We start from the raw sequence: 26,816 nt of genomic DNA, 5'->3' as shown, positions 1-26,816 counted from the left end.
TTACTCTCCTGATCACATTGTTTTCAATCGCTTAATTTACAAGTAAGTCTAATGCAATGTTAATGCACTGTCAAGCATAAGTCACAATAAATTTATTTATATAAAACCCGTCAAATCGGCGTTCGTGCCGACCTTCACTAAAGACCGTTCCCCCGCCAATCGCAAGTTTCCGGCATCACTCATCAATTTCTTAGTCCGTTTGATCAAGAATTTCGTCGCGTAAGATTCCCGCGGCCTTTAGAAACATATGTGTGACCACCGGGCCCACAAACTTGCACCCGCGTCGTTTCAGGTCTCGGGCGACCGCGGAGCCAATCGTTGACTGGTTCACGATCTCATCACGGGTCACCACCGGCAATAGCAGCGGTGTGCCGTGAACGAAGGACCAGAGATAGGTCGCAAAGCTCCCAAACTCCGCTTGAATCTGCTGAATCGCCCGGGCATTTTGAATCGTCGCCCGAATCTTACGAACGTTCCCGATCATCTGGGCATCCCCCGCGATACGGTCGACGTCCGCCTCAAGGTCCAGCTGAGCGACCCGCGGAATCGCCATTCCGGCGAAGACCCGCCGGAAGACCGGTAGCTTACTGGCGGCTGCCTGCCAACTCAGTCCGACTTGGAAGACTCCCACCGTCATGAGTTCAAATAAAATATGGTCATCGTGCGTGGACGTCCCGAAGTAGGCGTGGTATTCTTGCACGCCATCGGTCTGCCAGTCACGCCCATCATCCGCCGCAATCGTCATCTGATGGCCCCCTTTCACGGTCTAAGTGTACCATGTCAGGCGTCACTTTAAATAGGCGTACTTGTAACTCCACTGCGTCCCCGCAGTGTTGTGAATGATGCCCTTAACGTTCGGCCGCTGCAGGTAGGCGTAGTCGGCCTGGTACAACGGCGTGAAGCTTTGCGTCTTGTTGATCAGCTTAGCCGCTTGAACCATGTCCTGCCACCGTTGCTCCGGATCAGCCGCATCTTGGTTCTGCGCACGGCCAATCAAGTGGTCGTAGGTCTTATTGGACCACTTACCGTAGTTCAACGAATTCGAGCTAAGCGGAATCTGCATGAAGGAGATTGGATCGTTGAAGTCGGCTCCCCAATGGGAGAGGTAGATATCAAAATCACCGTTTTGTGACCGCTGTTGTGCCACCTGTGCCGGTACGTTTTGAATCTTCAGCTTAAAGCCCGGTAACGTCTTTTCCAATTGTCCCTTCAGATACTGGGTCACGGTACTTGCGGCCGGGTCATCATTGCCGGCCATGATGTCTAGCGTCACGGTCTTGGTCCCGAGCTGCTTTTGCGCTGCAGCCCACTTTTGCTTGGCCAGCTTAGGATTATAGGTCGTGGTATTCTTCACAGCTTGCTGACTCGCAAAGTCTTCCCCAGTCTTGGGATTCTTGGCCAAGCCGCTGGTCACGAACCCGGTTGGCGTCACGGAACCGTCCCCCAAGACTTTCTTAGTCAACTGGGCGCGATTCAGCGACAGGGAGATGGCTTGCCGCAGGTTCTGGTTACTGAGCTCCCGCCGCTTTTGCGCATCGGTATTTTGGAAGTTGTACTTCAAGTGAATCATGATGGAATACGGGTACTCTTTGAACGCCGCGTTATTCTTATAATTCTTCACCTGTTCGTTCGAAAGTTGGGCAAAGTCGAGTTTCTTACTCTGGTAGAGCCCCAGGCCCGTCTGCGGGTTGGAGACTACTTGGTAGTTGATCCGGTTCAACTTGACGACTTTATGGTCCCAATACTGGTTGTTCTTGACGAACGACCAGGTGTTGCCCGTCCCGGACCAACCCGAGATCTTAAACGGGCCGCTGTAGACCATGTACTGGGACTTGGTCGCGTACTTCTTGCCGTAGCGGTCCACGACCTTCTGGTTCTGTGGTGCGAACAGGGGGTAAGCCATCAGAATCTTAAAGTAGGCCATCGGCTTGGTCAATTGGATAACCACCGTCTGCCGGTCCTTCGCGTGAATCCCTAAAGTCGATGGTCGCGCCTTACCCGCAATGATCTGGTCGGCGCCCTTGATCCCGGAAAATAGGTACGTGTAGGTCGACTTGGTCGCCGGCGTCAACGTCCGCCGCCAGGAATAGACAAAGTCTTGCGCGGTAATCTTGTCACCGTTACTCCACTTCGCGTTGTCCCGAATATGGAACGTCCAGGTCTTCTGGTCTTGAGAGACCTTGGCGGAATCCGCTAACCCGGGTGCCACCTTGCCCCCCTTCCCCAGCCGGTAAAAGCTTTCGAAGACGTTCCCCGTCTGGCCGTATCCCGTGGCCTTAGCTAAATCAATCGTGTCTAGAGCGGCAGTGGCCGGCAGGTTTAAGTCCTGCTTGGGCTTTGCCGTTGAGCTGGACTGACCGCAAGCAGCGAGGCCTAACCCTAACACCATCACTGCTGCCGCCAATCCAATACCGGTCCATTTTCTCATAACGATTTCTCCTCTTTTAATCAAAGTTGTGTGCTGATCATCCTGCCCGAATTCCCCTAACCGACGCCGACTGGACGGGTCGTCGCCATGACTGAACAGTACCTGAACGGGTGTCCGTCCCGCTCAAGTGCCCTTCTCTGCTTAGGGGAAATCGCCCCACTAGACGACAAAAAGCGGGTATTCCCTCACGTTCAATACGTGAAAGAATACCCGCCAACTGATTTAATCGTCTAGTTATGTAGACCTAGTTTGGCTGGGAAATCACGGATGAACGCAACGCAAAAAGGCACACGTTACATTCGCAACATGCGGCAGCCATAACTTGAACTGATTGACTTGCGTTGGTCATCATCGTCATTTCCCTCCTTCGGTCATTACTTTCATTACAGATAGCACTTTCCTAAAGTAACCCAATTACAGCCGTTTGTCAAAAACAATGTTCTGCACGCCAAAATAATTCTGATAAAGCGGTGACATCTCAGAATTGAAAACGGTATACTAGTAGTAAGTTGACTTAGTAGAAAGGATTTGAACGTATGGACATCGAAAAGACACTGGCCGCCCTGACATTGTCGGAGAAGGCCGCTTTAGTTTCAGGTAAACATAATTGGTACACTGCTACAATTGATCGTCTGGGTCTCCCCACGTTGATGATGACGGACGGACCTTCTGGGCTCCGGAAGCAAGACCAAAGTGCGGGTGCGAACGACTTAAACAACTCCGTTAAAGCCATTACCTACCCCGCGGCCGCGCTGAGTGCCAGCACCTGGAATCAACCGTTGATGCACCAATTAGGTGAACACTTGGGTGCTGAAGCCCGCGCCGAACAGGTCAGCCTCTTATTAGGTCCCGGGGTGAACCTGAAGCGCTCACCACTGGGTGGTCGGAACTTCGAGTACTTCTCTGAAGACCCATTAGTGGCCGGTAAGTTAGGGAGTGCCTACGTTCAAGGGGTCCAATCCCAACACGTGGGGGTCTCCGTCAAGCACTTTGCGGCCAATAACCGGGAAAATCAACGGTTTACGGCGTCTAGCGATATGTCCCAACGGACCCTCCGTGAACTCTACTTACGAACGTTCGAGACCATTGTCAAGACGGCGCACCCAGCCACCTTGATGACGTCTTATAACCGCATCAACGGCGTTTTGAACTCGCAGAACCGCCGACTCTTACGGAGTATCCTGCGCGACGAATGGGGCTTCCACGGAACGGTCATGTCCGACTGGGGCGCCGTTGCGGACCACGCCGCAGCGCTCCGTGCCGGTCTGGATCTCGAAATGCCCGGTAAAGGCCAGGCTTCGGTGGACGAGATCATTCAGGCAGTTGAAAACGGTGAGTTGGACGAAGGCACGCTAGACAAGGCCGTCCGCCACATGTTGCACCTCTTACGCGACTGGCCGGCCGCTCAGGAACCCGGGACTTACGACCACCACGCCCACCACGAATTCGCGCGGAAGTTGGCCGATGACGGGATTATTCTCTTGAAGAACGACCACCACGAATTACCCCTGACCCCTAAGACGGCGGGGAAGGTCGTCATCATTGGTGAATTAGCGGAAAAACCGCGCTACCAAGGTGCGGGGAGCTCACACGTCAACCCTAGCGAACTGGTGACGCCACTGGAGGCCTTAACCGCTAGTGGGCTGACTGCGGATTACTATCCGGGGTACCACTTGAACGAAGATGAAACCTCAGATGACTTGGTTCAACAAGCCTTGGCAGCGGCTAAGGACGCTGACCACGTAATCGTATTCGCCGGTTACCCGGCTAGTGCCGAATCCGAAGGGTTTGACAAGAACTCGCTGATGTTACCTGAAAACCAGACGGACTTAATTGGCAGCCTGGCCAAGGTTAACCCGCACACCACCATCGTCTTGCAAAATGGTTCTGCGGTCGAAATGCCTTGGATCAACACCGTCCCGGCCGTCGTTGAAACTTACCTGGCCGGCGAAGCGGTGGGTGAAGCCACTTGGGACGTTTTAACGGGGAAAGTTAACCCTTCCGGTCACCTGACCGAAACCTTCCCAATCCGTCTGACTGACACGCCGATGGCTCCGACCTTTGGCCAGGACCCCCACCACGAAGACTACGCTGAAGGCATCTTCATGGGTTACCGGTACTACGACACCCACGAGATGCATGTCCTCTTCCCATTCGGCCACGGCTTAAGCTACACCACGTTCGAATACACCGACTTAAACGTCACCAGCGACGCTCAGGGCGCCCAAGTCACGTTCAACGTCACCAATACCGGTGACGTTGCGGGGCAAGCCGTTCCACAGCTCTACGTGGCCAACCACGCGTCCCACGTCCCAATGCCGACCAAGGAACTGCGGGCCTTCACTAAGGTCGCTGTGGCCCCCGGTGAAACCAAATCAGTCACCTTGACCCTGAACCGGCGCGACTTCAGCTGGTGGTGCGAAAAGGATCACCGGTGGCGGGCTGACAGCGGCGACTACGAGGTCATGCTCGGCGAGTCTTCACGTGACATGCGCTTGCAAACTAAGTTGACCATGGACTTCCAGAACCGTCCAAGTCAGGTCTCACCAGAGACTTACCTGACCACCATCGTTAAGGACCCTGAATTACTCGCGGTCTTCAAGCAAACGGTAATCAAGCCGTTGGCCAATGGCGACCAAAGCGGGAACCCCTTCGTGGCAACCGACGAAAACGGGGAAGCCGCTGCGCTCCAAAACCGGATGTTCTTGAACATGCCGTTACGGGCCGTAGTCGCGTTAGGAACGCCTCAAAGTCTCATTCACGACTTTATCCAAACTGCTAATCAAAACCGTTAACCAAGTAAATTAAGAGCGGACCCTGATCTCAACTGATCAGAGTCCGCTCTTTCTTCTTATTCTGCGATGGTTAGTTCAAGTTTTGAATATGCACACTGGGCTGTAACGCGTAGTTGACTGGCGTATGTTGTTCTTCCAACATTTCTGTCGTCAACACCACCCGCTGCAGTTCAAAGTTATCGTAAGGTTCCATGTAGTAAGCTCGCTCTTCCAAGCTCATGTAGCCCCGGTACTGGGTGTAGTCGTCGCCCCCGTCCGCTTTGAGTTTGACGCCCTTGGGAATCGTGACTGAATCAAGCAGATGTTGTAAGAGGTTCAAGGTGCTCGGAACATCGGCCGTGGGTTGACTAAAGTGCTTGGCAAAGACCGTCCGAACGAACCGGGATGGGGACGTGTAATCGCCCGGTAAGCCTAGCGCACCGGTTCCCGGTCCCTGCGTCTTCAGCTGATATCCCAGGTAATCGTGCAGGGGCTGCTCCGTGGCCGTCAGGGTTCCGTAGGTACTTAGGTTCTGGAGGTGCCAGCCCAAGTCTGGGGAATTAGTCATGACCCCCACGGAATCCTCAATCAATTTCAAGTCCTGACTGGTGGCTTCTAAGACCGCCGTCTCCCCGGTTGGATCACTGATGATGTAGTGCAACGGCGTGATCAGCTTCAAGAGCGACACGGGCAGGTTCACCAATTGGATGTGGGTCACCAATTCCCGTAAGTCAGCAACACTCGCCGCATTCCCTAACGCCCAAGCTACAAAATCGTGGGGTGCAATGGCCTGTTTGCCCGCCGGAACCTGGTCAGGGTCAACGTATTGCGCATTCTCCGGGAAGTACAGGGCAGCAACGCCTAAGCCCTTCTCGTTCACGCCATCGACGAACATCTCATGACCGATCTTCCGACCGGCACCGACAAAGCCGTAGGTCGTGGTGAACTCACCAGCATCCCCCGCGACCCGCCAATTCCGGGGCATAAACATGGGCTGACCATGCAATTCAAAGGCAAAATCCATGGTCCGGGCAAGAAAGTGGTCTCCCCGGCTATTTTGATACGTTAAACTCGTGCACATTAGACACCATCTCATTTCTCTTTTTCTGATTACTGCCCATTCTAAACTACTTGATGGTGTTATGCACGTAAAATAATTGATTATATAACCGGTTTATTACTAAACTCATCAACAGATTAAAATACCCATAAATTGTTTACGGCGCGAACCACGACCCGCGTTGACTATCGGTTACAAGTCGCTTTCCGTCTGGTAACGCACGTGACTCTCCCCATTCCCATTCGAGATGACCTGTAACTGATTAGGGACCTGGGCTCTAAGTTCACTCACGTGACTGATGATGCCGATCATCCGGTGCTGACCTTCAACCGACTCCAGGGACTCCAGCGCCGTCATCAAGGCATCCTCATCCAACGACCCGAACCCTTCGTCAATGAACAGGGCCTCCACGTCGACACTTCCAGTGGTTTGCTGAATCACTTCACCCAACGCTAAGGCCAACGCCAGTGCGGCAATAAAGCTCTCGCCTCCAGATAAGGTGTGCACGCTCCGTTGTTCCCCGACGTGGTCGTCGTACACATCGATCTCCAAGCCGGAACGCTTCTTGGAAGCCGCCGGCGAATCGTCGATGACGAATTGATACCGGCCGTTAGTCAACTGCTGGAGCCGTTGGTTGCCGACCACCAAGATCTGTCGGAGATAGGTCTGTAACACGTACCGTTCTAGGCCTAACTTGGTGTTCGGACCATCCCCGTTGATGACCCCTGCCAGCTCTTCTAGCGCCTGGGTCTGTTGGATAGCCGTCTGTTGCGCGGCCAACTGCCGAGTTAACTGGGTGACGATACGATCATTGTGGGTCCAGGACTCCTGTAACGCGTAACGTCGATCCTGAGCTTGACCGACCTGCTGGTGGGCGGCCTTCAAAGCGGCTTGCGTCTGATCCCGGTCTGGGGCCGTCTGATTCCCAATCCGGGATACCAGCGTCTCTTGAGTGGCCTTCAAGCGCTCCTGGTGACTTTGATAAGTCTGCCAGGCTTGCCGCTTGGCGGTCAGCTGGGCGACCGCCGCTACCTGGGCTTCCAATTGCCCTCGATCAGCCGCCAAAGTCAACTGGTGTTGGGCTAGCGCCGCATCCAATCCTGCACGGGCCGTCTGGAGCGTTTGTTGACTCTGCGTGGCTTCCGTCTGAGCCGTCTTGAGTTCAGTTTGGGCGACGGTTAGCCGCTCCTGAGTCTGCGTCACCATCTGTTCCGCGGCCTGACAACGACTTTGAGCATCCGTAACCTGCTGAGCCAGTGCGCGTTCACGGGCGATAAAGGCCGTAAAGGTTTCCGTACGGTCTGGCAGTTGCGCCTGCTGGGTCGTGAGTTGTGCGGCTAATCGCTCAACCGCCGTTTGGGCGGCTTGGGCGGCAGCCTGAGCCGTCTCAACTCGTTGCTTCAATTGCGTCGCCGCTGCGGTCAGCTTCTCTAGGGTCGCTTTAGCCGTCTTTATTGCCGCTAGCTGCTGGGTATTCTCCCGCAAAGCCGTTTGGTTCTCCCGGGTAGCCGTTGCCAACTGCTCTTGGATGCCCGCAAGGTCGTCGGCAGGGACCAGCAAGTCGCTAGTCTGAATCGTGGCCCGCAACTCAGTGACCTGTTGGTGTAAGTCTTGGGTGTCCGCGGCTTGGCGCGTTTGCCCCTGCGTGAACTGGGTGGTGAGTGTCGTGGCCTGCTGCTGCTTCTGGGTGGCGGTGTCCTGGGCGGCTTTGACCCGCTTAGTCGACACGTCGGCGTCCGCAACGGTCGTGGCCGCCGGCTGCGGGTGATCCGTAGCCCCACAAACGGGACACGGACTCCCCGGTGTCAGTTGGGCGCTCAACTCGGCAATCTGGTGCCGCAACCGTACTTGGTACAAGTCATCGGCGGTCTGTTGGGCCTGCTGGGCGGCTTGCTGGGCGGTCGCGACCTGCGTCTTTAAAGCTGCTAGCTGGTGCTCTTGCCGGGCTACACTTTCTGCCTGTCGTTGCAGTCGTTGGGCTTGGTCGGTCCAAGTCGCCAGCTTATTGGCGGTTTGCTGTAACGTCTGGCGCTGCGTCATCAGGTGCTCTTGGGGCGCGATAATCTGTTGCTGTTGTGCTTGTTGGTCAGCATTTTGTTGAACGTTATGGGTCGCCGTTGTCCAAGCCTGCTGAGCAGTTGTGGCCTTTTTCCGAGCGATTGCCAGGTCCGTCTGCGTCTGGTCAATCTGCTGATACAACGGACGAATCCGTGCATTTTGGGCTTGCTCTTCTTGCCACTTTGCCAGGTTAGCCTTCAGGGGGGCCAAACCGTCAAGACTGGTCTGGGCCTGATCTGCGGCGTTGTGAATCGCCGTCAGATCCCGTTTCTGCTGACTAACGGCCGTTTGGCGTTGCGTCACACGCTGCTGGGCTTGCTGCCAATCACGCCACTTCGGCATCAACTGCTGGGTCCACTCCAATTCCTGAATCTCAGTCGCTAGCTGGGCCATCGCGGGTGCCTGGGCTTGGAGTTGGGCCTGCTCTTCTCGGGTCCGCTTAAGCTGAGCTTGGTCTTGGACCAGCTGTTCCTCACGCGTATCCTGCCGGGTCAGCGCTTGCTCGTATTGCTGTGCTTGCTGGAAGGCCGCCGTTGCTTGGTCTTCCGCCGTTTTGGTCGCCGCTTGCTGTTGGGCCATCAACGCCAACAAGTCTTGGGTTTTCCGGTTCGCCAACAAGTCTTGGGCCGTCGCCTGATTAGCCGAATCCCAAGTCAAGTCGCGTTGGAGCTGCGTCAGCGCTGCCAAGGCCGTCTTGTTCTGCTGTCGGTTACGCTTAACTTGCTCCGTGAGTTGGTCGGCCCACCGCGCAAAGATCTCCGTGTTGAAGAGCTGCTCCAACACAGTTGCCTTTTCGTCACTGGGTGCCACCAAGAAGCGACGGAACTGACCTTGGGGCAACAAGACAATTTGGGCGAACTGTTGTCCATTCATCTGTAAAAGCGTTTGTAAAAATTCTTGAACCTGCTTGGCCTTGGTCAGCTGACGAATCTCCTGATCGTCTTGGTACACCGTTAGGGTCACACTAGCCGCCACATCGGTGACTCCGGTTCCCCGTTTCTTCTGTAGGGTCTGCGCAGGTTCTCGAACAATCTCGTAGCGCCGGTCCCGTTGCGTAAAGACAAACGTGACCCGGGTGGTGTCCGCGAAGGTCGCAAAGTCGGACCGCATGGCCTGCGGTCGCCGATCGGCCCCGGACGTCTGGTCGAACAACGCATAGCACATCCCATCAAAGATGGTGGTCTTGCCGCTCCCCGTCTTCCCGCTAATCAAGAACAAGGGCGTTCCGGAGAACTGGGTAAAGTCGATCACCGTATCCCGATACGGACCAAAGAATTCTAGATGTAAACTTTTCGGTGTCATTTGGCATCCTCCTTAGTCGCTCGTTGCAAGGCCTGCTTAGCCCAGTGAAGTTGCTGATCATCCAATGGGTGCTGGGTCGTCTGTTCAAAAAAGTCTTGGAGTAACGCCAGCGGGTCATTTTGCACCTGCCGGGTATCCAGTTGCGTCAGGGTCACCGTCAGAGGATTGACCCGTGTCAGCTCGATGACCTTGGGGAAGCGCGTCTTTAAGCGCTGCATCACGTTAGGAATCGGCGTGGTATCGGTCAGTTCCACCGCGATGAAGTCATCCGGGCCCACACCAAAATTGTGGTCCGAATCCATCAAATGCTCGAAACTATCCCGCAACACCACCAAATCATGCAACGGCGTCAAGGGTTTGAACGTCACAGTAACTGGCGTGGTATCGGTATCAACGATCCACACGCCCTTGGTATCCGCCGCTTCACTGGTCGAGAACTTCAACGGTGACCCACTGTACTTAATCGTGGGCTCATGCTGCAGGGCTTCCTTGCGGTGTAAATGGCCTAACGCGACATAATCAAACGCCCGCAGCAAGTCGACTGGAACCGCGTTTAACCCCCCAACTTGGACCTGCGTCTCGGAGTCCGTATGCGTGCTCCCGGCCGCGAAGAAGTGGGCGACCAACACGTGCTTCTTATCCGGAGCAAACTTGGTCTCCATCACCTGAACCAGGCGCGCCATCCCTTGGGCCACGGTCCGAATCTCCGGGTCGTCAAACAGTTGCCGGACCGCAAAGGGTTCGAAGTACGGCAGTAAGAAGAATTGGGTATCTCCCAATGTCACGGGGTCGAGGCCCTCGCCCACCTGAGTACGCAAGTAAAAACGAGTGCTGTCGAACCATTGGCGCCCATACCCCAGTCGAACGCCGGAATCATGGTTACCACTGATAGCTAGTAGTGGTAACTTCGTCTGACGGTTCAGGTCGACTAACATCTCATCCAGGGTGGCGACGGCGTCTTCGCTGGGCAGTGCCCGGTCATACAGGTCCCCCGCAATCACCACCGCATCCACCTGCTCCGCCAAGGCGATGGCCTTGATCTGCCGATAAGCGTCACGTTGTTCGGTCAACAGGTCGTACCCGTGCAGTTTTTTACCGATGTGCCAATCGGCGGTATGTAGAAATTTCATTTTTCAGCCTCCTTGTGCTGATTCTCCGGCGCCCAGTCACAGGTCACCAGGTGGTCATTGACCAAACCCGCCGCCTGTAAGAGTGAGTAGACGATGGTCGGCCCCACGAATTTGAACCCGCGCCGCTTCATCTCCCGAGAAATATGTTGTGCTAAATCGGTGGTTGCCGGAACTTGGTCGCCAGAAGTCCAGTGGTGACGAATTGGCTGGTTTCCCACGAACGCCCACAACCAAGTGCTGAAGTCGCTGCCGGCGGGCCAATCCATCAGGACTTGGGCGTTATGAATGGCGGCACTTAGCTTCAACCGGTTGCGAATAATTGCGGGATCCTGTAACAGGCGTTCCAGGTCCGCCGCAGTCATGGCCGCGACCTTCGCGATGGCGAATCCCTGAAACGCACGGCGAAACGCAGGCCGTTTGTTCAAGACTGTTTGCCAACTCAACCCCGCCTGAAACGTTTCCAAGCAGAGTAACTCGAAGAGCACCTGATTGTCATGTTGGGGACGTCCCCACTCTTGATCGTGGTAATCTTGCATATTTTTTGGCGCCGATTGCGCCCAAGTACACCGTGTTGTCATAGTCCACACCTTTCTTATTTTGACTACCCTAACTATACCAGATTCGTCCGTCAAGGCGAACAGATATTCCCCTAACTCACTTTTATGAAACCGGAAACATCGTTGACTAACCGGGGTAAAGCATGAGATATTTTCTTCGAGGGTTTTGCTTGACCCCGTTTTTAGAAAAGCATATGCTGTTGTAAACTAAACTTGTTCTGGGGAACTAAGGAGGTTCTTGAAGATGAATACGACACATCGCATCAAACGTCGGTCGATTCTAACAGCGCTTGCGGCAACCCTGTTAATCGCCCCCGTGGTCACGACGGGGACTGTGACCACCGCTCAAGCGGCTAGTATCAAACCTTCGACCAGCGTTTTAAAAAAATCCAACAGTTACTATAAGAAGCATGCTAAATCACTAAGCAAAAAGTACCGCTTAGCCTTAAGCGCCCAAACGGCTCTCAAGAAGAACGGTAAAGCCATGGTCTGGGTCAAAACTAAAGACCCCAAGCTGAAACAAAGCGTCAAGTTGGCCATGGACTATTGGAACCATAAGCTGGGGAAGAAAGAGTTCACCGCAGGGTCTAAGAAACACCACACCCTGACCTTCTCCGTTTCTAATACGAAACCTTCGAAACACGATAACAGTGACGCATGGTGGACACCCGCGACCAAGAAGGTCCAGGTTCGCCAGTACTTCTACGATGCGGCTCTGCAAGATATCGCTCTGCAGATGAGCAACTCACTAGAATCGGCCTTTGATAAGCAATACGGGGCCGCCATCATGGCCCAGGCGCAAAAGAATCTGGCCGCTCAAGGCATCACCACGACGGATCCCGAATACAACAATAAGCTAGAACAGGAAGAAGCTTCCGTCGCTCACTCCCTGAAGGCGTTCCAGCCCGTCTCCCAAAAGCTCACCGCGGTCTCTAAGTCCGTGGCTGCTCAAGGACGGATGTACGAGTACGCAGGAACCATCGCCCATGAATTTGGTCACGTGATGGGGTTGAACCACTCCCCTAAGCATTCTGACTTGATGTACTACGAGAGTGGTACCAGTCGGGTCAACAGCTACACGCAGGTCACGTCAGCCAACGGCTTGAAGAAATACAACCCGGTCACCAGCACCGACAAAGCCCGGGCCCAACTGGCCTTGAAGATTTACGTGGCCCAACATAAATAATTTCCGTAAGACCGCTGCCGTTTGTCGACGAAGCGGTCTTTTTTGGGCCCTGCAATCGAAATGTAATCAATTGTTATTTTGTGGTAACCTCTAGGCGAACGTGCCCGTGTATAATCGGGGCAAAGACTGAGGAGGACGTTTTCTATGCACAAATTATTACATCGTTTTGGTTTGGGGCTCGCGGCAACCGCTGCTGCCTTAGCAGTCGGCGTCAGCTTAAACACGACTACGGCCCAAGCCGCTGGTAAAAAAGTGGCCGACATTTCCCAATACCAAGGGAAGATCAACTGGAGCAAGGCATCCAAGGACTTAAAGTATGCCATCATTCGGGTCCAACATGGTAGTAAGGGTGACAAGGGTTACATGGTTGATAGTGCCCGGAACACTAACGCTAACGGGGCTTACAAGCACGGGGTTCCGTTCGGTCAATACATGTTCGCTCAATTCACCAGTGTTAAGGACGCAAAGCAAGAAGCCAAAGACTTCTACAAGCGGAGTAACGCGCACACCAAGTTCTTCGTGTTAGACGAAGAACAACGGATGGGATCCGCTAAGAGTTCCGAACAGACTTACGTCAACGCTTGGCTGAAGACTATGCGGTCATTGACGGACAAGCCGTTGATCCTTTACTCTGGCGAATACTACGCCAACTCCCACAAGTTGGACTTCTCCAAGTTCGACGGGTCTTGGATCGCCAAGTACAGTTCCGTGAAGCCGAAGGTGGCCGGAACTTCCGTAGACTTATGGCAATACACCAGTAAGGGCCGGGTTTCCGGAATTTCCGGTAACGTTGACTTGAACAAGGTCTTAGACAAGTCAACGGTCAACGGTTGGTTCAAGTCAGCCGCATCTAAGGCGAGCTACTACCAAAGCGTATCTGGCGTTACCGGTGTGAAGACCACTAAGCCAATCTACCAATACTCTTCGGTCAACTTCACCAAGAGTGCTCGGGGTAGCAAAGTGACTAAGGGGTCTCAATTGGCGGTGAAGGCCATCACCAAGAACAGCAAGAACGCTTACCGGTTCCAGTTAACCAACGGTAAGTACATCACAGCTAACCAATCCTTCGTAACGACCTACTAATCCGTCGTCTACGTAAAAAGCGATGTCCCAGCGGGCATCGCTTTTTTTGCGCTATGCAAACGCGGTAATCATCTGCAAAGTGGCTGAGTAGTAGTCGTGCTTCTGAATTTTGGCTGGCAACTGCTTGGCAAACTTACGTTGCAAAGTCGACCGCTTTAGCACCCGCGCGGCCGTTACAACTGGTGCCGTAAAGGCCGCATTTTGATAGGTGTAAACGGCCCGACCACCTAGCGTGTAAACCGCGGTCACCTTAGAACGGCGCTGGAAGAAGTTGAGCTGCTTGGTCAAGGCGCGCTTAGTGGTCGCGTCGTGCGTTAGCCGGTAAGTCTGGGCTAAGCGCCACGGGACCCGACAAGCGTTATACCCCACTTGGTTATCGGTCGCCGACTCAATGGTGTTAGGTCGCACGCTCCGTCGGGTCAGATGTTTGCCCGTCACGTAAGTGAAATCTGGGAAAAGGCCCGTTTTGTGTTGTGCGCTGAGCTTCTTGACCATCTTTTGACTCTGGTTAGCGGTCCGGGTCCACTGGGCTTTCTGGCTGACCTTGGCAAATGCCCGGAAATAACCGGTCATTAAATCCGCCGTCCGGAGTTTTCGCTGGTCGTTAGCGGTGGTGGCCCAATTTCCCATCATGGGCAGATGGGTGGTCGGGTTGATTTCGGAACGCTGGATGGCTACCAGTAACTGACGAGCGGCCTGCCGGTAATTGATCTTCCGACTCCCCCACTGCTTATCCGCCAGAATCAAGGCGTAGGCAATGTCCAGGTCCCCATCCGTTGCACTATTCCGTTCGGAACCCACACTGGTCAGCTTACCCTTTCGTTTAATCTGTTGCCACTGCATTAAAGGATTGGTCTTGGAGACCCGGTGGGCACGGTAATATCGGTAGAGTTGGTTAAATGTGGTGTGGGTCTTGACGCCCCGCTTAGCCGCGAGCACGCTCGCCAACATCCCGTAACCCTGTCCTTCAGAGTAGACCCGGCTGGCACCGTGGCCGTCGTTGGTTTGGACGTACTTTTGCTGGCCGCCCCGAACGTAGGCCTTTTTCCACTGACGATACCAGGTGACTGCCTGTGTACTCTTGGCTTGCGCCGGAATCGCCGCTTGTCCCCACAATCCGAGACAGACACCACCAGCTACTAATAAGCCGCCCAACCATACCCGTAATCGTAACTTCTGCATACCCTCAACTCCTAACTTAACCAAGAATCTAGTTCAAACTTACGCATCGTAATCCGGTGTTGCGCCAACGCCGTCAACTCCTGAATCGTGGTGTCCTTCGCCTGAGCCGTCGACCACTGCGTGACCAAGTCAGCCGGCAATAGCCATTGGAGTGCCTGCAAGCGGTCGAAGATAGCCAACAAGTCCTGATGGGCGGGCGTTAACCGCCGTTGCCGAATTTCAGCTTCCAATTTTTTGATTACCCGTTGCTTGGCTGCCTCTTGTGGCACGTAGATGGTATGCGGCAAGAGGTTGTTCTGAAACACCACCGGTTCAACCTGTTGTGTTGCGGCCAACTGTGGCCCCACCGTATCGTAAATGGCATTTGCCAAGTTCCAGCTAACCAGCAATTTAAAGACATCTGGGGTCGCCCAACTCGCTGTGACCGCAGTCCGCAACCGCGTTACCAGCTCCTGTAGACTGGCCGGCAACGCCGCCTGCAAACGGTCGGGATCCGGAATGGTCACCTGCTGAGGGGTCAGCGTCAGCAAGTGTTGGTCCCGCAGATCTAAGAACGTTGCCAAGACCAGATAAGCCTGCGTGGTAAACCGCGTGCGTAACATCGGTCGGGTGGTAATCTTTTCCGTCAAGATTAAGTAGTCTTGTGTAATTGGTAATTCCAGCATCATCATCCCCCTAAAGATTAATCTACTTACTTTTATTATAGCCACTTTATCGTTTTTTTGTTGGGAAGTTCACTTTAAAGGACCCGCACCAAGTGGCCTAACTGAGTCCTGAAGACAATCATGCCATCCCGTATAACAATTGTTATATCAACCTTTACGCGTTTGGCACAATTGTTTTGCATAATATTTACACGTGGGTCGTATCATTAGCGGTACGTGACACTCCGGGTCATCAGGCATTTTTGTCACCTCAGAGTGTTACTGAAAATACATTCGTAGGAGATTCTCAATTTCATGCTAAGTATCGCAGCCTTACGCAGTATCCATCGCCAAACCTGGAGCGGCCATAACCATACCGAATTTTGTCCCCATGGTTCAGGGGAAGACGTTGAACGCTATATTCGTCAAGCGATTGCCTGTGGGTTTAAAACCTATTCCGTAACGGAACACTTCCCCTTGCCTCAAGCTAACGCACAGCCACTACAGGGACACCCCCCATTCAATTGCTACCGCCGCGATGCTCACTGACGAGCTTCCCCAATATTTTGCCAAGTTAAACTACCTAAAAGCCAAGTACCACCATCAGATTCGCATCCTCGTGGGGTTCGAGATTGACTACATTGCCGAGTATTCAGATTGGCTGGCTGAACAACTCGCCATCTATCACCGCCAAATCGATGACGCCATTCTGTCCGTCCACTTTCTCCCCACCCCAGCAGGACTATGTGCCCTTGACGACTCAGCACCAATCTTTCAGCAGGGTGTCCTACAAGCATACGGCTCTCCGCTAAACGTGACGAAGGCCTACTTAGCCACCGTTCAGCAGGCCGTAAACTGGCAAGTTCCCTACAAGCCACATCGGTACGGCCATCTCCTGCCACATTGCCAATGGTCCTCCAGCCTTTCTGACCGAACAATTTGGGAAGATCCGACCACCCACCAAAAACTCACGGCCATCCTTAACACAATTCAAACCAACGGTGAGCTGATAAATTGTCACCTGCCTCAACCCACACCAGTAAGTGTTCCGTTTAACTGGATTCAAATCGCACGTCAAGCTCACATCCCCTTAGTTTTTGACGCCAATGCTCACTGCGTAAATGACGTGGCTAACGGCTATGCCAATTATCTACAAGCCCATGATTATCTTTAAATCATCTCCTCAAAAGACTCTTTTCGTCATATAAAATGTTTGTCTACAATTTATTGTTTTAAACAACAAAAGTTCGCTTTTAATTAGTTTATTTGTCTATTAAATTTATTATATCCGAAGATTATAATTAGAATCCGAACTTATCCATTGAACAAGCCCTAAACATATGGCATAATTTAAGCTATCTTACAGAGGGGAAGGAACTTAAATTTGAAAACTAGTAACGCGACTGCCAGTACCCGATTCCTGGAACGAACTTTTCATTTGTCCGAACAACGGACGACCGTTCGTCAAGAACTCTTAGCTGGTCTCACGACTTTTATCTCAATGGCTTACATCTTGTTCGTTAACCCTAGCGTCCTGGGGGCCGCTGGGATGGACAAAGGGGCCGTCTTTACGGTCACCGCTTTGACCGCCATTCTTGGCTGCCTCCTAATGGCCTTCTTAGCCAACTACCCTATCGCCGTAGCACCCGGCCTGGGCGATAACGCCTTCTTTACATATTCAGTGGTTTTGGGAATGGGGATTCCCTGGGAAAAAGCGATGGCGGGGGTCTTTGTTGCCTCCATCCTATTCACCATCTTGTCATTCTTAAAGGTTCGCGAAATCGTGATTGACGCGATTCCGAGTGACCTGAAGATGGCCATTGCGTCCGGAATCGGGATTTTCATTGCCTTTGTCGGGCTTCAAGGCGGTGGCCTAGTGGTTGCCAACAAATCGACCTTAGTTGCGATGGGCTCCCTGACCGTGCCCACAACCTGGCTGACGATCTTTGGGGTCTTCGTCATTGCCGTGCTCATGGCAATGCGGATTCCGGGCTCCATTTTCATCGGCTTAGTGGCTTCCACGATCGTGGGACTCTTGACCGGGTTGATCAAAGCGCCGACCCACTTCATGTCCCTCGCCCCAAGCATGGATCCCACCATGGGGGTCAGCATCAAGAACCTCCCCGCCATGGCCGATCCTCAGATGTGGGCCGTCGTGGTCATCTTCCTGTTAGTTGCCTTCTTCGATACGGCCGGAACGCTCATTGGCTTAGCACAACAGGCCGGCATCATGAAGAACAATAAGATGCCCCGTATCGGTCGGGCCCTCATGGCCGACTCCCTATCCATGCTCGCTGGTTCAGTGATGGGGACCACGCCTACCGCTGCCTACGTTGAATCCTCTGCCGGTATCGCCGTGGGCGGCCGGACTGGTCTGACGGCCTTGACGACGGGAGTACTCTTTATTTTCAGTTTGCTGTTCTCGCCACTCCTGACAGTGGTCACCACCCAAGTTACGGCACCCGCGCTGATTATCGTGGGGGTTCTCATGGCTTCGTCCATGCGCCATATTCACTGGGATAAATTCGAAATCGCGGTGCCCGCCTTTCTAACGATCGTGGGCATGCCCCTGACCTACAACATCTCCTACGGTATTGCCTTTGGGTTCCTAACCTACCCAATTCTGATGACCGCTGCTGGTCGGCGCAAAGACGTTAACCTGATCATGTGGATCATGCTCGCCGTCTTTATTGGCTTGATGTACATCCTGAACGTGATTCCTAAGTCCTAAAACGTTAAAAACACTACTGAGAACCCGAAAACTCCCGTCAAGTTTAGATTGACGGGAGTTTTATGCTTAATTGTGACGTCTCAAGATGCAACAACCTAGACCGAACAACATCAAGCAACCGCTCAAAGCAATCAACGGCGCAGGACGCTCACCGGTTTGCGGTAAAGTTGCGGTCGGATGGTCACTGGTTGACTGAATCCCTAGGACCTGGGCCATCCCACCCGAAGTACCTTGCGATGCGGTGCCACTATGAGCCAAGCCGCCGGTTACCGGTTGATGGTCGACACTCCCCGAACCGGGAGTGGGCGTTGACTGACCCATAGTTGATGATGTCGTTGATCCGCTTGGTACTTGAGAAACCGGCTTCTGCGACTCAGGCTTCTGTGGCTCGGGTTTTTGCGGTCCAAACGTCGGTACCGGAGTCAACGAAGGATTTTCTGCTTGAAAATCATTGGAAGGTGTCGGCTGAGTTGAACCACCACCGCCCCCCGCATCACCGGGCAATTCCGGAGTCGTTGTCCCCGGTTGCGGCGAACTCGATACTTCTGGCTTTTCAGGTGCCGGCGTATTTACCGGCTCCTCATCGTTCATCGTCGGTGTACCGTCCGTGCTGGGGTGTTCGGGCGTCGGCGCCACCGGTTCAGTTGAACTAGGTTGTTCCGACTCCGGAGACTCGGGCTCAGTCGTACTTGGCTGTTCTGGTTCGCTATCTTCCGGCGTTTCCGGCTCAGTCGTCCCCGGCTGTTCTGATTCGCTGTCTTCCGGTGCTTCTGGCTCAGTCGTACTTGGCTGTTCCGGTTCGCTATCTTCCGGTGTCTCCGGTTCAGTCGTACTTGGCTGTTCTGGCTCACTGTCTTCCGGCGTCTCCGGCTCAGTCGTACTTGGCTGTTCTGGTTCACTGTCTTCCGGTGTTTCCGGTTCACTATCTTCTGGTGCTTCCGGGGCCACCGTCTCCGAATCATCCGGATTCTCCGGCGTCGGATCGATTGGTGCTTCCAAAGTATTTTCTTTGTCCGGCTCACGACCGGTAACGTCCAAACGAATATAGCCCTTACGATTATAACTGGTGGACGCAAAGGTCGCGTTCAGGGTCACCGTCCCCGTTCGTGCCCCCTTCGCCATGAAGAACGTCCCAATCGTGCGATGATCAAACAATGAGGTGTTGACCATCGAGAAACTGGTATCTTCCGGCATCGCGACGTTTTCCGGTAAGTAAACGGTCATGGTATCCCCGGGACTGATCTTAAGAAACGACGCGACCCGCCAGTTATAACTGACCGTATAGGACAACGATTCTGGTAAAGGCGTCGTATGACTGATCACATTCCCCTGCGCGTCCTTAATCACGGCACTGTTCGCGTCCAGCCCCGTTGCGGGAATCTCTTTAGCCCAGCCCACTACCGGCGGACTCAGCAGGAGCGCGCCCATTCCAATGACTAGCATCAAGACCAACTTCTTGATACCTTGAACCTTGACTCTTTCCATTCATGATTCCTCCCAACACCCAAAACTTACCACGTCTATACACCCTTGATTTCTTCTAAGAACCACTTAATTAAATCAACAACCTTTGTCGGTTGACTACTTAGTCGCCAAGCTATTTGCCCGGCCAAAAAGCTCACTGGGCAGGCGAAGTTGTGCAGTCGTTAGCTCAATCCGTTAAGCCGCTTGCATCTGTTTCTGCTGACCATTTACCGGATAGCAGGTCACGCTCACCACCAACCCTGGCCTTTCAGGTAATCTACCCTCGCTTTTTAAACTACCGGCCTAGTATACAGAATCTGCTTTTCCAATATTCCTTCTGCTCATTTTTTATCATAATAAAATTTATAAAAGAACCTGACCTCAGGTTTAGCCTCCCATGACCTCGTCACCTAGGCTAGTAAACTAATGGCCCCGCTTAACGACCCATTATCGCCCAGGCCATCACCCGCGTATAATCAGGCCTAAAGGAGGCGGTAACGTGCACTTTGACCAAACTTCACCCGAAATTCAGTACCTCAGTCAGCGAGACAAGCATCTGGGAAAAGTCATCCAAATGCTGGGGCCGCTGGACTATCAACTGGTCACCAACGGCTACGGTTTTCTAGTCAGTCAAATTATCGGGCAAATGTTGTCGAATAAAGTGGCCGCCGTTTTAACCAGTCGCTTGCTTCGCCAGTGTCCAGCCGGTCACCTCACGCCAACTGCCATCGACCAACTTTCCGACCAAGCGATTCGTAGCATCGGCGTTTCGCACACCAAAGTCGCCACGATTCGTACCCTGACGACTGCCATGATTGCGGGCACCATCAACCTTGAGCGCTACCGTGACTTGTCCGACCAAGCCATCATAACGAATCTGACCCAACTCAAAGGCATCGGGCCTTGGTCCGCGAAGATGTATCTGATTTTCTCCCTCGACCGGCCCAACATTTTGCCCTTCGAGGACGGCGCCTTTCTCCAGGGCTACGGCTGGGTCTACAAGACCACGGACTACCGCCGAGCGGCCGTCGAGAAGAAGTGTCGTAAGTGGCGCCCTTACTCGTCACTAGCCGCCCGCTACCTCTACCACGCCCGGGATGCCGGACTGACTAAGCACCCATTTCACTTATTTAAATAGCCCAAAACGGAGCCCAGGATAAAAAATCCCAGACTCCGTTTTGGGCTATCCTTGACGCTACAGGGTGCCTAAGAGGGGCCAAACTGATGACGTTCATGCTCGCTGGCTAACCGCCGTTTGTCCCGATGCCTAGTGACTACCAGATCAGGGTAACGTCTGCCGTAAAACGGTCTTGGCGATTCCGAACATCCGCAGCTGACCAGCCGTTATTTTGAATCTGTTGGGCAAGACGCTGGTTCCCGGTTAACCCTGATTGTTGCAACGCCGGTACCAGATCTGCTGCCGCTTGGACTTCCGTCTTGACTAATCGCTTTTCCAACAACGTCCAGTTTCCCAGATACTCCGCATCATCCCCCACAGCGTTCGTGGTGTCGACCTGAACCAGTTGGTAATCGTCATCCTTAAAGACCTGCCGAAAGAGTTGCTCCCCAAAGTCATCGTATTCAACACTATAGAGCTCCGCCAACAAGTACACCAAGGTCCATTTCTTAGCGCCCCGCTGACCCCCAGCCTTCTGCAATACTTGGAAACTTGCTTCAGTCTGATCTTTCTTCGGTAATAGTTTCTCATTAAGGTCTTCAATAATTTCATCCACTGATTTTAAATCTAAATTCCAGATACGATGCGCCACATCCGAGAAGCCCGTTTCCAACTTGTTCGTCCCATCGTTAATAATCGTCCGGTGCCGGATAAAAATGGCCAGTAATTTCGTCACGACTTTCAACAAACTCGCTTCAGAATACTTTTTATAAACCATCGCAATCACGACCGGATAATACAGCTTCACGTGGAGCCGCGCTAAGATCTCCAAAGTTTCCGTGATTTTATGATCCTTAAAGTATTGGTCATGGGCTTTAGGACTGGTCGGTGATTCCAGAACGGTATACAGTGCGACCACCTTGTCTAAATCATCTAAAAACTGTTGCGAGGTGTTGACGTCCTTGATTTCTGTACTGATGGCCCGATACAACTTAGATTCTGGAACGATTCGCTTTTTGGCCGCCCAGTAGGTTCGGATGAACCGAGTAATCTTATCACTGTCGTTATCCAGTTGATTGGTCAGCCGGTTCCACTGGTCATTAGCCGGCTTGATCTCCGTCCCCATTAATGACATCACGTGGTTCTTGATAATATCGGAAGCCCGTAGATCTTTTCCCCGACTGTTCAACGTTTCAAAAATCGTAAAAGCGTCTTGCCGGCTGGGTGCCGAGATCATCACAATGTAAAACTTGTTAAAGAAGGATTCAAAGATCAACTGCAGCCGGTCAATCCGCCCAGCTAACGTCTTTTCCTGATTGATTTCCGCCACAATCCAATGTGTCATTTCCTTGTAAGCCCGTTGCATGTTGCGTTTAGGTTCCGACGTCAACTTCTCCGATGCGGCTTTAGCCACCTGATTCGTCAAATCAAAAAAATAATCCTGCAAACTCTGACCCGGCTGGTCGTGATCCGCATTTTGTTGAACAATCAACGAGGGATGGTCCTTTCCACGAATCGATTTATCAACCTCACGTCGCACATCGCGCAACAGGTCACCACTCTCTAGCTCCGCCTCACTAGCCTGACTGTTCGAGAAGTTCTCACGGTACATCCGGTTAGCGGTATCCCGAATCGCCGCCATAAATAATGTACTGGTGGTCAGTCGTTGTTGCCCATCAATAATCTCTTGGTCGCCCTGTTCGTTCTTATAGGTCACGATTTGTCCAAAGAAGTGGCTGTTCCGGTACCCCTTCACTAGCTCCAACAGGTCGCCCCAAAAGTCCTCGACCTCATTCGTTCCCCAGGCATAGTTGCGTTGATATAGCGGGACGATAAAGTTATTGTCCCGAAATAGTTCGCTGATTCGAAATCTGGATGGTTGTGGAATCTCAACAAATTCTGTCATATACACGCCTACTCTTCCCTTGTCTTCAAGCTACGCCGATAATCCTGTATCCCCATGTTACCTAGCCGTTTCAGGAAGATCAATAGCCAACTTAACGAACCCCCTGAATTCTTCATTTAAGTGGTAAAGTCAGTCCAAATTTCGCCATCATTTTTACGATCTGTGCGTGCTTACAAAAAAATCCAGCCCCCGTTTAAGAGCTGGATTCTAAGTCCGAAATCGTTGATCTAACGTTTTTCCTGCTTGATCATGCCACATGGTCCAGCCGTTACAGCGGGCCTTGTAAATTACGCTTCCCGCCGTGGACGGACTGGTGAACAGGTAGTCGTCAACGAACACGTTATTTTTAATCACACCAGCCCGTTCCAACCGACGTACCAGTGCCGGGTTAAACGACTTAGCAGGGGCTTTCGGCGTTAACCTAGAGCCCCGATGGACCAGCAAGTTACCTTCCGGGGTGTACGTGGCCCGCGCTTGACTCCCGCGGCCATCAAACCAAAACATTCGGTCCGACTCGCCTTGTCGCGTCATTTTAGGGTGCTGGGGTGCCGAGGTAGCAATCGGCATTAATTTTAACGCCTTCAATGTTGACGGAGCTGGGGCAAAAACGGGGAGGTCAAAGGCCCGTAATAACAGGTCGATATTTTCAAAAACCTCTGCTAAATCGTACTTTCTGCCTTCAGCCACAAAAGACTTGTGCGGAGTATTCCCGTTAAAAAGCTGCATCCGCTGGCTTTGCTGCGCACGTTGATACATCAGGTTTTCTAAGTACTTGATATCCGCCTTAGAGAGTTGATGGTCCGCGTTATTGATCACAAAGGCCACCACAAAATCCCACCATTTTTCCTTAGCCACCTGATGTTGCCGCAAGCGGTGACCCACATCTTCAGCTTCGCCGATGTAGACCGTCCGTTGTTGTCCGGGGAAGACCTGATCAAACAGGGTTGTAGACTCCGTTCCAAGCCAGCTCTTTACGGCTGTCTAAGGCGGCTTTTAAACAATTCCGGGGAATGTAAAACGCCCGAATCGACCGCGTGGTAATGTCCGCGATTCGGATGCCATCGGGATCACCCGTTGGAAAGAACGTATTGACCGTATAAGGTTTGATACCAAGGACCTCCCTTCGCTAAATCTACTATCTTAAAATTTACCCCACCCCCGCAATGAAGCCAACTCCCTTTCCAACCTCTGACCAAAAAATACGATTAATCGGGCCATATCAGGCGTTCATGAGGCCCCCATCCCTACCCCCTCACCGGCAACTGCCGAATCGCCAAGGTCATGGTCTGGGTAAACCGCTCATCCACCTGATCCGGCGGCAAGCGCAAGAAGCCCCCTAACTCCTGCATGATAAACCCAAAGAGGGCCGACCGGTATAGCGTGATGGCCGCCATCTGGGCCGTTCCCGCATGCTCTAAGAGGTGGAGACTGGTAAACATTTCACGATACAACGCGACCAACGCCGCGTGAGTCTGCGGTAGTTCCGCCAACTGATTGGGAGTCAACAAGATTGGCGCCAAGTGTACCTGGCGCTGGCAAGCCCGCCGAAAAACCTGCGCGAACACCATCAACGCCGTATCTCCGCTCACGCCTGCTAACTCGTGCAACAGTTGCTGGGCCAATTCGTGAACGAAACGGACCCCCACCTGATCCAGTAAATCGTTGAGACTTCGTGCGTAATTATAAATCGACTGGGGGCGCACCCCTAAGTCCGTGGCCAGTTCCCGCATCGTCAAGTGGTCCAACCCACGCGCCGCAATCAACTGATTGGCGTGTTCAATGACCTTTTCCTGAGTTAACGTCCGTCGCTTCACCATAAGCCACCCTCTCCTTTGGGTCCCATTATACCTAGTAAGGATTCCGAATTAAACTGATAGCATCAGTTTAGTTTCTGAAGAAGACAGTCTATACTCACCCTAGATTAATCCAAAACTTAGGCAAAAGAGGTCTTTCGATGCACGATATCAATGGCAAACCCATCAACCGTTACTGGCTGATGATTACGCTAATGTGCGGCACGTTCTGTACCGCCTTAACCACCAACATGCTGGTCACCGCTTACCCCACTCTGATGACGCGCTTTTCCATCTCCAGTTCGACGGTTCAATGGCTGACCACCGGCTTCCTACTGGTCATGGGCATCATGATTCCCATCAGTGCCTGGCTGATCAATAACTTCAGCCTTCGCATCATCTACCTCGCGGCGTTGGGGTTCTTCTTGGCGGGGCTCATCACCAGCTACACCGCCACTAATTTCGCTCTGATTCTGACCGGGCGCCTGATTCAAGCCATCGGGGTCGGCATCACGTTTCCCACGATTCAAACCGTCTTATTGGTCATCTTTCCAGCCGACAAACGCGGATCCATGATGGGCCTGGGAGGTATCGTCATCGGTCTGGCCCCCGCCTTAGGGCCGACCCTGTCCGGTTGGATCCTGGACAACGCCACTTGGCGGGACCTCTTCGGTATCATGATTCCACCTGTGATTCTAGTTCTAGTACTCACCCTGATCTTCATTCATCCCGTGATTCCGTTGAAGAAGTCCCCAATCGACAAGGTGGCCATCGGCTTATCGACTATCGGATTTGGTAGTCTCCTCTACGGGTTCTCGGAAGTCGGCGAAAATGGCTGGCTGTCGGCGACCGTAATTGGCGGTATCCTAGTCGGCGTTCTCTTCATCGGCCTCTTCGCCCGGCACGAATGGCCGCAACAGACGCCGTTCCTCAATGTCCGCTTATTGAAGATTCCATCCTTCACCATCGCCTCGCTGGTCACGGCCTTGTCCAACACCGCCATGATTGGGATTCAAGTGGTTCTCCCTATGTACCTCCAACAGGTGCGGGGACTATCCCCTTTGCATTCCGGCCTTGTGATTCTTCCCGGCGCCTTAGTCTTCGGCATCGTGAGTCTGATTAGTGGGAGTCTGTACGACCGGATGGGGGGTCGCAAACTCGCCATGATTGGGACCTTTCTGTTGACGCTAGGCACCCTGCCCTTCGCGATGCTGACCCGGACTACGCCCTACCTCTACATCATCTGCGATTACACCATCCTGATGATTGGGGTCGCCGTGGTGACCATGCCAATCACCGCTGCCAGTTCCATGGACCTGACCGGTATTCAACTCAGTCACGGCACCGCCGTCAACAGTACGCTACGTCAAGTGACCACGTCGATGGGCACGGCCATCTTAGGGAGCGTCCTCACCAACGTCATGACCAACGCCGCGCCAAGTCACGCCTTACTGACCACAGCACCCCTGGTCTTCCAGGACCAGAGCTACCAGGCCGCGATGTCCGGGTTCCACGCCGCCTTCTTAGTGGCCACAGCCTTTGGTATTCTGGACATGCTGTTTGCCTTACTGATTAAAGATTCCGCCCGGGAGGTGGCTGTCGCATGATTCTGATCATTTTATTTGCCGGTATCCTACTGTTCGTCTTCGGTGCCCTGCTCTTACCCACCAAGGCCCTGCGCATCGGCGGGGGAACCCTAGGTTGTCTGACCCTATTAGGCGCAGCCCTGCTGATGATTGGCAACGATAACTGGCACTGGGGGATGGTTCAGGTCACCACCACCAAGACCACTAAAATCGCCTCGGTCTCTCCTAGTCGGCAACTCGACTTACTGGTCTATCAGCCCTTGAAACACTCGTCCACGGAACGGGTCTACGCCTACCGGTTACCCACATCTAGCCAGCAACACCATACCGCAGCGGACCTCAAAACTACCAACCGGGTCAGCCCCCAGAACACGGCGACCCCGACACTGGTGACTAAAACCACCAGTTGGCGGTACCGGCCGGGGATCTGGCGATGGCTCTTCTCCGACACTGGTAAACACCACGAAGTCATCAAGACGGAAAACACGTTCATTCTGCCCCGGAGCTGGGAGACTCTCAGCGTCCGGCAGTCTAAATGGTTAGCCCGGGCAGCGGACGACCAAATCCGGACCGCCAAGCACACCCTAGCCGGGACCGTGGCTCAAATCGTCGCCGAGCAACGGTTAGCCAATCCCAGCCTGACTGACGACCAACTCCAAGCCATCAAGCAACGCGCCACTCGGGCGGCTACCACCCAGGCCCAGCAACAACTGCCGCAGTTGAAAGCCAAGCTGATCGCCCAAGCCAAAGCGCAACCCGTAGAATAGAAGATACGAAAGGCGTGACCCACGGGCCACGCCCTTTTCGGTTACTCA

General features: G+C 53.3%; 21 protein-coding genes. 9 read left to right on the top strand and 12 right to left on the bottom strand.

All coding sequences use genetic code 11. From position 1 onward, the window contains the following. Positions 1-190: 190 nt before the first annotated feature. On the bottom strand, positions 191-745 hold the full coding sequence (locus RIN67_RS02835; RefSeq protein ID WP_264999795.1) for a DNA-3-methyladenine glycosylase I: 555 nt from the start codon (positions 743-745) through the stop codon (positions 191-193). Positions 746-787: 42 nt separating this feature from the next. Further along, positions 788-2,428 carry a peptide ABC transporter substrate-binding protein gene (locus RIN67_RS02830; protein WP_264999796.1) on the bottom strand — a complete coding sequence of 547 codons (1,641 nt, stop codon included), beginning with the start codon at positions 2,426-2,428 and terminating at the stop codon, positions 788-790. Between the two features lie 536 nt (positions 2,429-2,964). On the opposite strand from RIN67_RS02830, the gene RIN67_RS02825 reads away from it, so the two are divergent. Then, complete coding sequence (locus RIN67_RS02825) at positions 2,965-5,223, top strand: glycoside hydrolase family 3 C-terminal domain-containing protein (RefSeq protein ID WP_313826048.1); 2,259 nt, start codon at positions 2,965-2,967, stop codon at positions 5,221-5,223. A 70-nt stretch (positions 5,224-5,293) separates the two neighbouring features. On the opposite strand, the gene RIN67_RS02820 is transcribed toward RIN67_RS02825, so the two are convergent. The 4 genes from RIN67_RS02820 to RIN67_RS02805 all read right to left on the bottom strand — a co-directional run bounded on the left by RIN67_RS02820 (position 5,294) and on the right by RIN67_RS02805 (position 11,330). Beyond that, the gene (locus RIN67_RS02820) at positions 5,294-6,283 is read right to left on the bottom strand and encodes a choloylglycine hydrolase family protein (protein ID WP_264999798.1); all 990 of its coding nucleotides are present in this window, start codon (positions 6,281-6,283) and stop codon (positions 5,294-5,296) included. Between the two features lie 171 nt (positions 6,284-6,454). After that, positions 6,455-9,622: an AAA family ATPase gene (locus RIN67_RS02815; protein WP_264999799.1), complete on the bottom strand. Its 3,168-nt coding sequence runs from the start codon at positions 9,620-9,622 to the stop codon at positions 6,455-6,457. Next, on the bottom strand, positions 9,619-10,752 hold the full coding sequence (locus tag RIN67_RS02810) for an exonuclease SbcCD subunit D (RefSeq protein WP_264999800.1): 1,134 nt from the start codon (positions 10,750-10,752) through the stop codon (positions 9,619-9,621). The genes RIN67_RS02815 and RIN67_RS02810 overlap by 4 nt, the downstream gene beginning before the upstream one ends. After that, positions 10,749-11,330: a DNA-3-methyladenine glycosylase I gene (locus RIN67_RS02805; RefSeq protein ID WP_264999801.1), complete on the bottom strand. Its 582-nt coding sequence runs from the start codon at positions 11,328-11,330 to the stop codon at positions 10,749-10,751. The genes RIN67_RS02810 and RIN67_RS02805 overlap by 4 nt, the downstream gene beginning before the upstream one ends. A gap of 223 nt (positions 11,331-11,553) precedes the next feature. Here RIN67_RS02805 and RIN67_RS02800 point away from each other — a divergent pair, with 223 nt between their 5' ends. Together RIN67_RS02800 and RIN67_RS02795 are read left to right on the top strand one after the other, a co-directional pair. Beyond that, on the top strand, positions 11,554-12,495 hold the full coding sequence (locus tag RIN67_RS02800) for a matrixin family metalloprotease (RefSeq protein ID WP_264999802.1): 942 nt from the start codon (positions 11,554-11,556) through the stop codon (positions 12,493-12,495). Between the two features lie 144 nt (positions 12,496-12,639). Further along, positions 12,640-13,578, top strand: a complete 939-nt coding sequence (locus tag RIN67_RS02795; protein WP_024746567.1) for a GH25 family lysozyme — start codon at positions 12,640-12,642, stop codon at positions 13,576-13,578. Between the two features lie 51 nt (positions 13,579-13,629). On the opposite strand, the gene RIN67_RS02790 is transcribed toward RIN67_RS02795, so the two are convergent. Both RIN67_RS02790 and RIN67_RS02785 read right to left on the bottom strand, forming a co-directional pair. Beyond that, on the bottom strand, positions 13,630-14,760 hold the full coding sequence (locus tag RIN67_RS02790) for a glycosyl hydrolase family 8 (protein WP_264999803.1): 1,131 nt from the start codon (positions 14,758-14,760) through the stop codon (positions 13,630-13,632). 11 nt (positions 14,761-14,771) lie between these two features. Continuing rightward, positions 14,772-15,425: a hypothetical protein gene (locus tag RIN67_RS02785; RefSeq protein ID WP_264999804.1), complete on the bottom strand. Its 654-nt coding sequence runs from the start codon at positions 15,423-15,425 to the stop codon at positions 14,772-14,774. Positions 15,426-15,719: 294 nt separating this feature from the next. On the opposite strand from RIN67_RS02785, the gene RIN67_RS02780 reads away from it, so the two are divergent. The 3 genes from RIN67_RS02780 to RIN67_RS02770 all read left to right on the top strand — a co-directional run bounded on the left by RIN67_RS02780 (position 15,720) and on the right by RIN67_RS02770 (position 18,135). Next, positions 15,720-15,953 (top strand): PHP domain-containing protein, encoded by a 234-nt coding sequence (locus RIN67_RS02780; RefSeq protein WP_264999805.1) that lies wholly within the window; start codon positions 15,720-15,722, stop codon positions 15,951-15,953. Continuing rightward, entirely contained in the window at positions 15,943-16,578 is a 636-nt protein-coding gene (locus RIN67_RS02775) for a PHP domain-containing protein (RefSeq protein WP_264999806.1), read from the top strand. Before RIN67_RS02780 ends, RIN67_RS02775 begins: the two co-directional genes overlap by 11 nt. A gap of 210 nt (positions 16,579-16,788) precedes the next feature. Further along, positions 16,789-18,135 carry an NCS2 family permease gene (locus RIN67_RS02770; RefSeq protein WP_024746563.1) on the top strand — a complete coding sequence of 449 codons (1,347 nt, stop codon included), beginning with the start codon at positions 16,789-16,791 and terminating at the stop codon, positions 18,133-18,135. Between the two features lie 66 nt (positions 18,136-18,201). On the opposite strand, the gene RIN67_RS02765 is transcribed toward RIN67_RS02770, so the two are convergent. Further along, a complete protein-coding gene (locus RIN67_RS02765) occupies positions 18,202-19,620 on the bottom strand; it encodes a hypothetical protein (protein WP_313826049.1) in 1,419 nt (472 codons plus the stop codon). Between the two features lie 478 nt (positions 19,621-20,098). Between RIN67_RS02765 and RIN67_RS02760 the strand changes: the two genes are divergently transcribed. Further along, positions 20,099-20,737 (top strand): DNA-3-methyladenine glycosylase family protein, encoded by a 639-nt coding sequence (locus RIN67_RS02760; RefSeq protein WP_264999807.1) that lies wholly within the window; start codon positions 20,099-20,101, stop codon positions 20,735-20,737. Positions 20,738-20,873: 136 nt separating this feature from the next. Here the strand turns inward: RIN67_RS02760 and RIN67_RS02755 are convergent, their stop codons facing one another. The 3 genes from RIN67_RS02755 to RIN67_RS02745 form a co-directional block, all read right to left on the bottom strand. Continuing rightward, complete coding sequence (locus RIN67_RS02755) at positions 20,874-22,622, bottom strand: DUF262 domain-containing protein (RefSeq protein WP_313826050.1); 1,749 nt, start codon at positions 22,620-22,622, stop codon at positions 20,874-20,876. 207 nt (positions 22,623-22,829) lie between these two features. Next, complete coding sequence (locus tag RIN67_RS02750; RefSeq protein WP_264999809.1) at positions 22,830-23,492, bottom strand: DUF4357 domain-containing protein; 663 nt, start codon at positions 23,490-23,492, stop codon at positions 22,830-22,832. 374 nt (positions 23,493-23,866) lie between these two features. After that, positions 23,867-24,439 carry a TetR/AcrR family transcriptional regulator gene (locus RIN67_RS02745; RefSeq protein ID WP_264999810.1) on the bottom strand — a complete coding sequence of 191 codons (573 nt, stop codon included), beginning with the start codon at positions 24,437-24,439 and terminating at the stop codon, positions 23,867-23,869. Positions 24,440-24,576: 137 nt separating this feature from the next. Here RIN67_RS02745 and RIN67_RS02740 point away from each other — a divergent pair, with 137 nt between their 5' ends. Both RIN67_RS02740 and RIN67_RS02735 read left to right on the top strand, forming a co-directional pair. Next, complete coding sequence (locus RIN67_RS02740) at positions 24,577-26,022, top strand: MDR family MFS transporter (RefSeq protein ID WP_264999811.1); 1,446 nt, start codon at positions 24,577-24,579, stop codon at positions 26,020-26,022. Beyond that, positions 26,019-26,768: a DUF4811 domain-containing protein gene (locus RIN67_RS02735; protein WP_264999812.1), complete on the top strand. Its 750-nt coding sequence runs from the start codon at positions 26,019-26,021 to the stop codon at positions 26,766-26,768. The genes RIN67_RS02740 and RIN67_RS02735 overlap by 4 nt, the downstream gene beginning before the upstream one ends. Positions 26,769-26,816: the final 48 nt, after the last annotated feature.

The organism is Levilactobacillus namurensis (genome assembly GCF_032197885.1).
Taxonomy (GTDB): domain Bacteria; phylum Bacillota; class Bacilli; order Lactobacillales; family Lactobacillaceae; genus Levilactobacillus; species Levilactobacillus namurensis_A.
The sequence above is the reverse complement of the archived record's forward strand: the minus strand, read 5'-3'. Positions and strand labels throughout refer to the sequence as shown.

What these genes read in the sequence shown, in the direction of transcription:
- RIN67_RS02775 (WP_264999806.1), top strand. Translation starts at nt 15,943, where the DNA reads ATGCTCACTGACGAGCTTCCCCAATATTTTGCCAAGTTAAACTACCTA.
- RIN67_RS02815 (WP_264999799.1), bottom strand. Translation starts at nt 9,622, where the DNA reads ATGACACCGAAAAGTTTACATCTAGAATTCTTTGGTCCGTATCGGGAT.
- RIN67_RS02740 (WP_264999811.1), top strand. Translation starts at nt 24,577, where the DNA reads ATGCACGATATCAATGGCAAACCCATCAACCGTTACTGGCTGATGATT.
- RIN67_RS02790 (WP_264999803.1), bottom strand. Translation starts at nt 14,760, where the DNA reads ATGCAGAAGTTACGATTACGGGTATGGTTGGGCGGCTTATTAGTAGCT.
- RIN67_RS02820 (WP_264999798.1), bottom strand. Translation starts at nt 6,283, where the DNA reads ATGTGCACGAGTTTAACGTATCAAAATAGCCGGGGAGACCACTTTCTT.
- RIN67_RS02785 (WP_264999804.1), bottom strand. Translation starts at nt 15,425, where the DNA reads ATGCTGGAATTACCAATTACACAAGACTACTTAATCTTGACGGAAAAG.
- RIN67_RS02755 (WP_313826050.1), bottom strand. Translation starts at nt 22,622, where the DNA reads ATGACAGAATTTGTTGAGATTCCACAACCATCCAGATTTCGAATCAGC.
- RIN67_RS02830 (WP_264999796.1), bottom strand. Translation starts at nt 2,428, where the DNA reads ATGAGAAAATGGACCGGTATTGGATTGGCGGCAGCAGTGATGGTGTTA.
- RIN67_RS02805 (WP_264999801.1), bottom strand. Translation starts at nt 11,330, where the DNA reads ATGACAACACGGTGTACTTGGGCGCAATCGGCGCCAAAAAATATGCAA.
- RIN67_RS02800 (WP_264999802.1), top strand. Translation starts at nt 11,554, where the DNA reads ATGAATACGACACATCGCATCAAACGTCGGTCGATTCTAACAGCGCTT.
- RIN67_RS02835 (WP_264999795.1), bottom strand. Translation starts at nt 745, where the DNA reads ATGACGATTGCGGCGGATGATGGGCGTGACTGGCAGACCGATGGCGTG.
- RIN67_RS02735 (WP_264999812.1), top strand. Translation starts at nt 26,019, where the DNA reads ATGATTCTGATCATTTTATTTGCCGGTATCCTACTGTTCGTCTTCGGT.
- RIN67_RS02765 (WP_313826049.1), bottom strand. Translation starts at nt 19,620, where the DNA reads ATGGAAAGAGTCAAGGTTCAAGGTATCAAGAAGTTGGTCTTGATGCTA.
- RIN67_RS02795 (WP_024746567.1), top strand. Translation starts at nt 12,640, where the DNA reads ATGCACAAATTATTACATCGTTTTGGTTTGGGGCTCGCGGCAACCGCT.
- RIN67_RS02825 (WP_313826048.1), top strand. Translation starts at nt 2,965, where the DNA reads ATGGACATCGAAAAGACACTGGCCGCCCTGACATTGTCGGAGAAGGCC.
- RIN67_RS02810 (WP_264999800.1), bottom strand. Translation starts at nt 10,752, where the DNA reads ATGAAATTTCTACATACCGCCGATTGGCACATCGGTAAAAAACTGCAC.
- RIN67_RS02745 (WP_264999810.1), bottom strand. Translation starts at nt 24,439, where the DNA reads ATGGTGAAGCGACGGACGTTAACTCAGGAAAAGGTCATTGAACACGCC.
- RIN67_RS02780 (WP_264999805.1), top strand. Translation starts at nt 15,720, where the DNA reads ATGCTAAGTATCGCAGCCTTACGCAGTATCCATCGCCAAACCTGGAGC.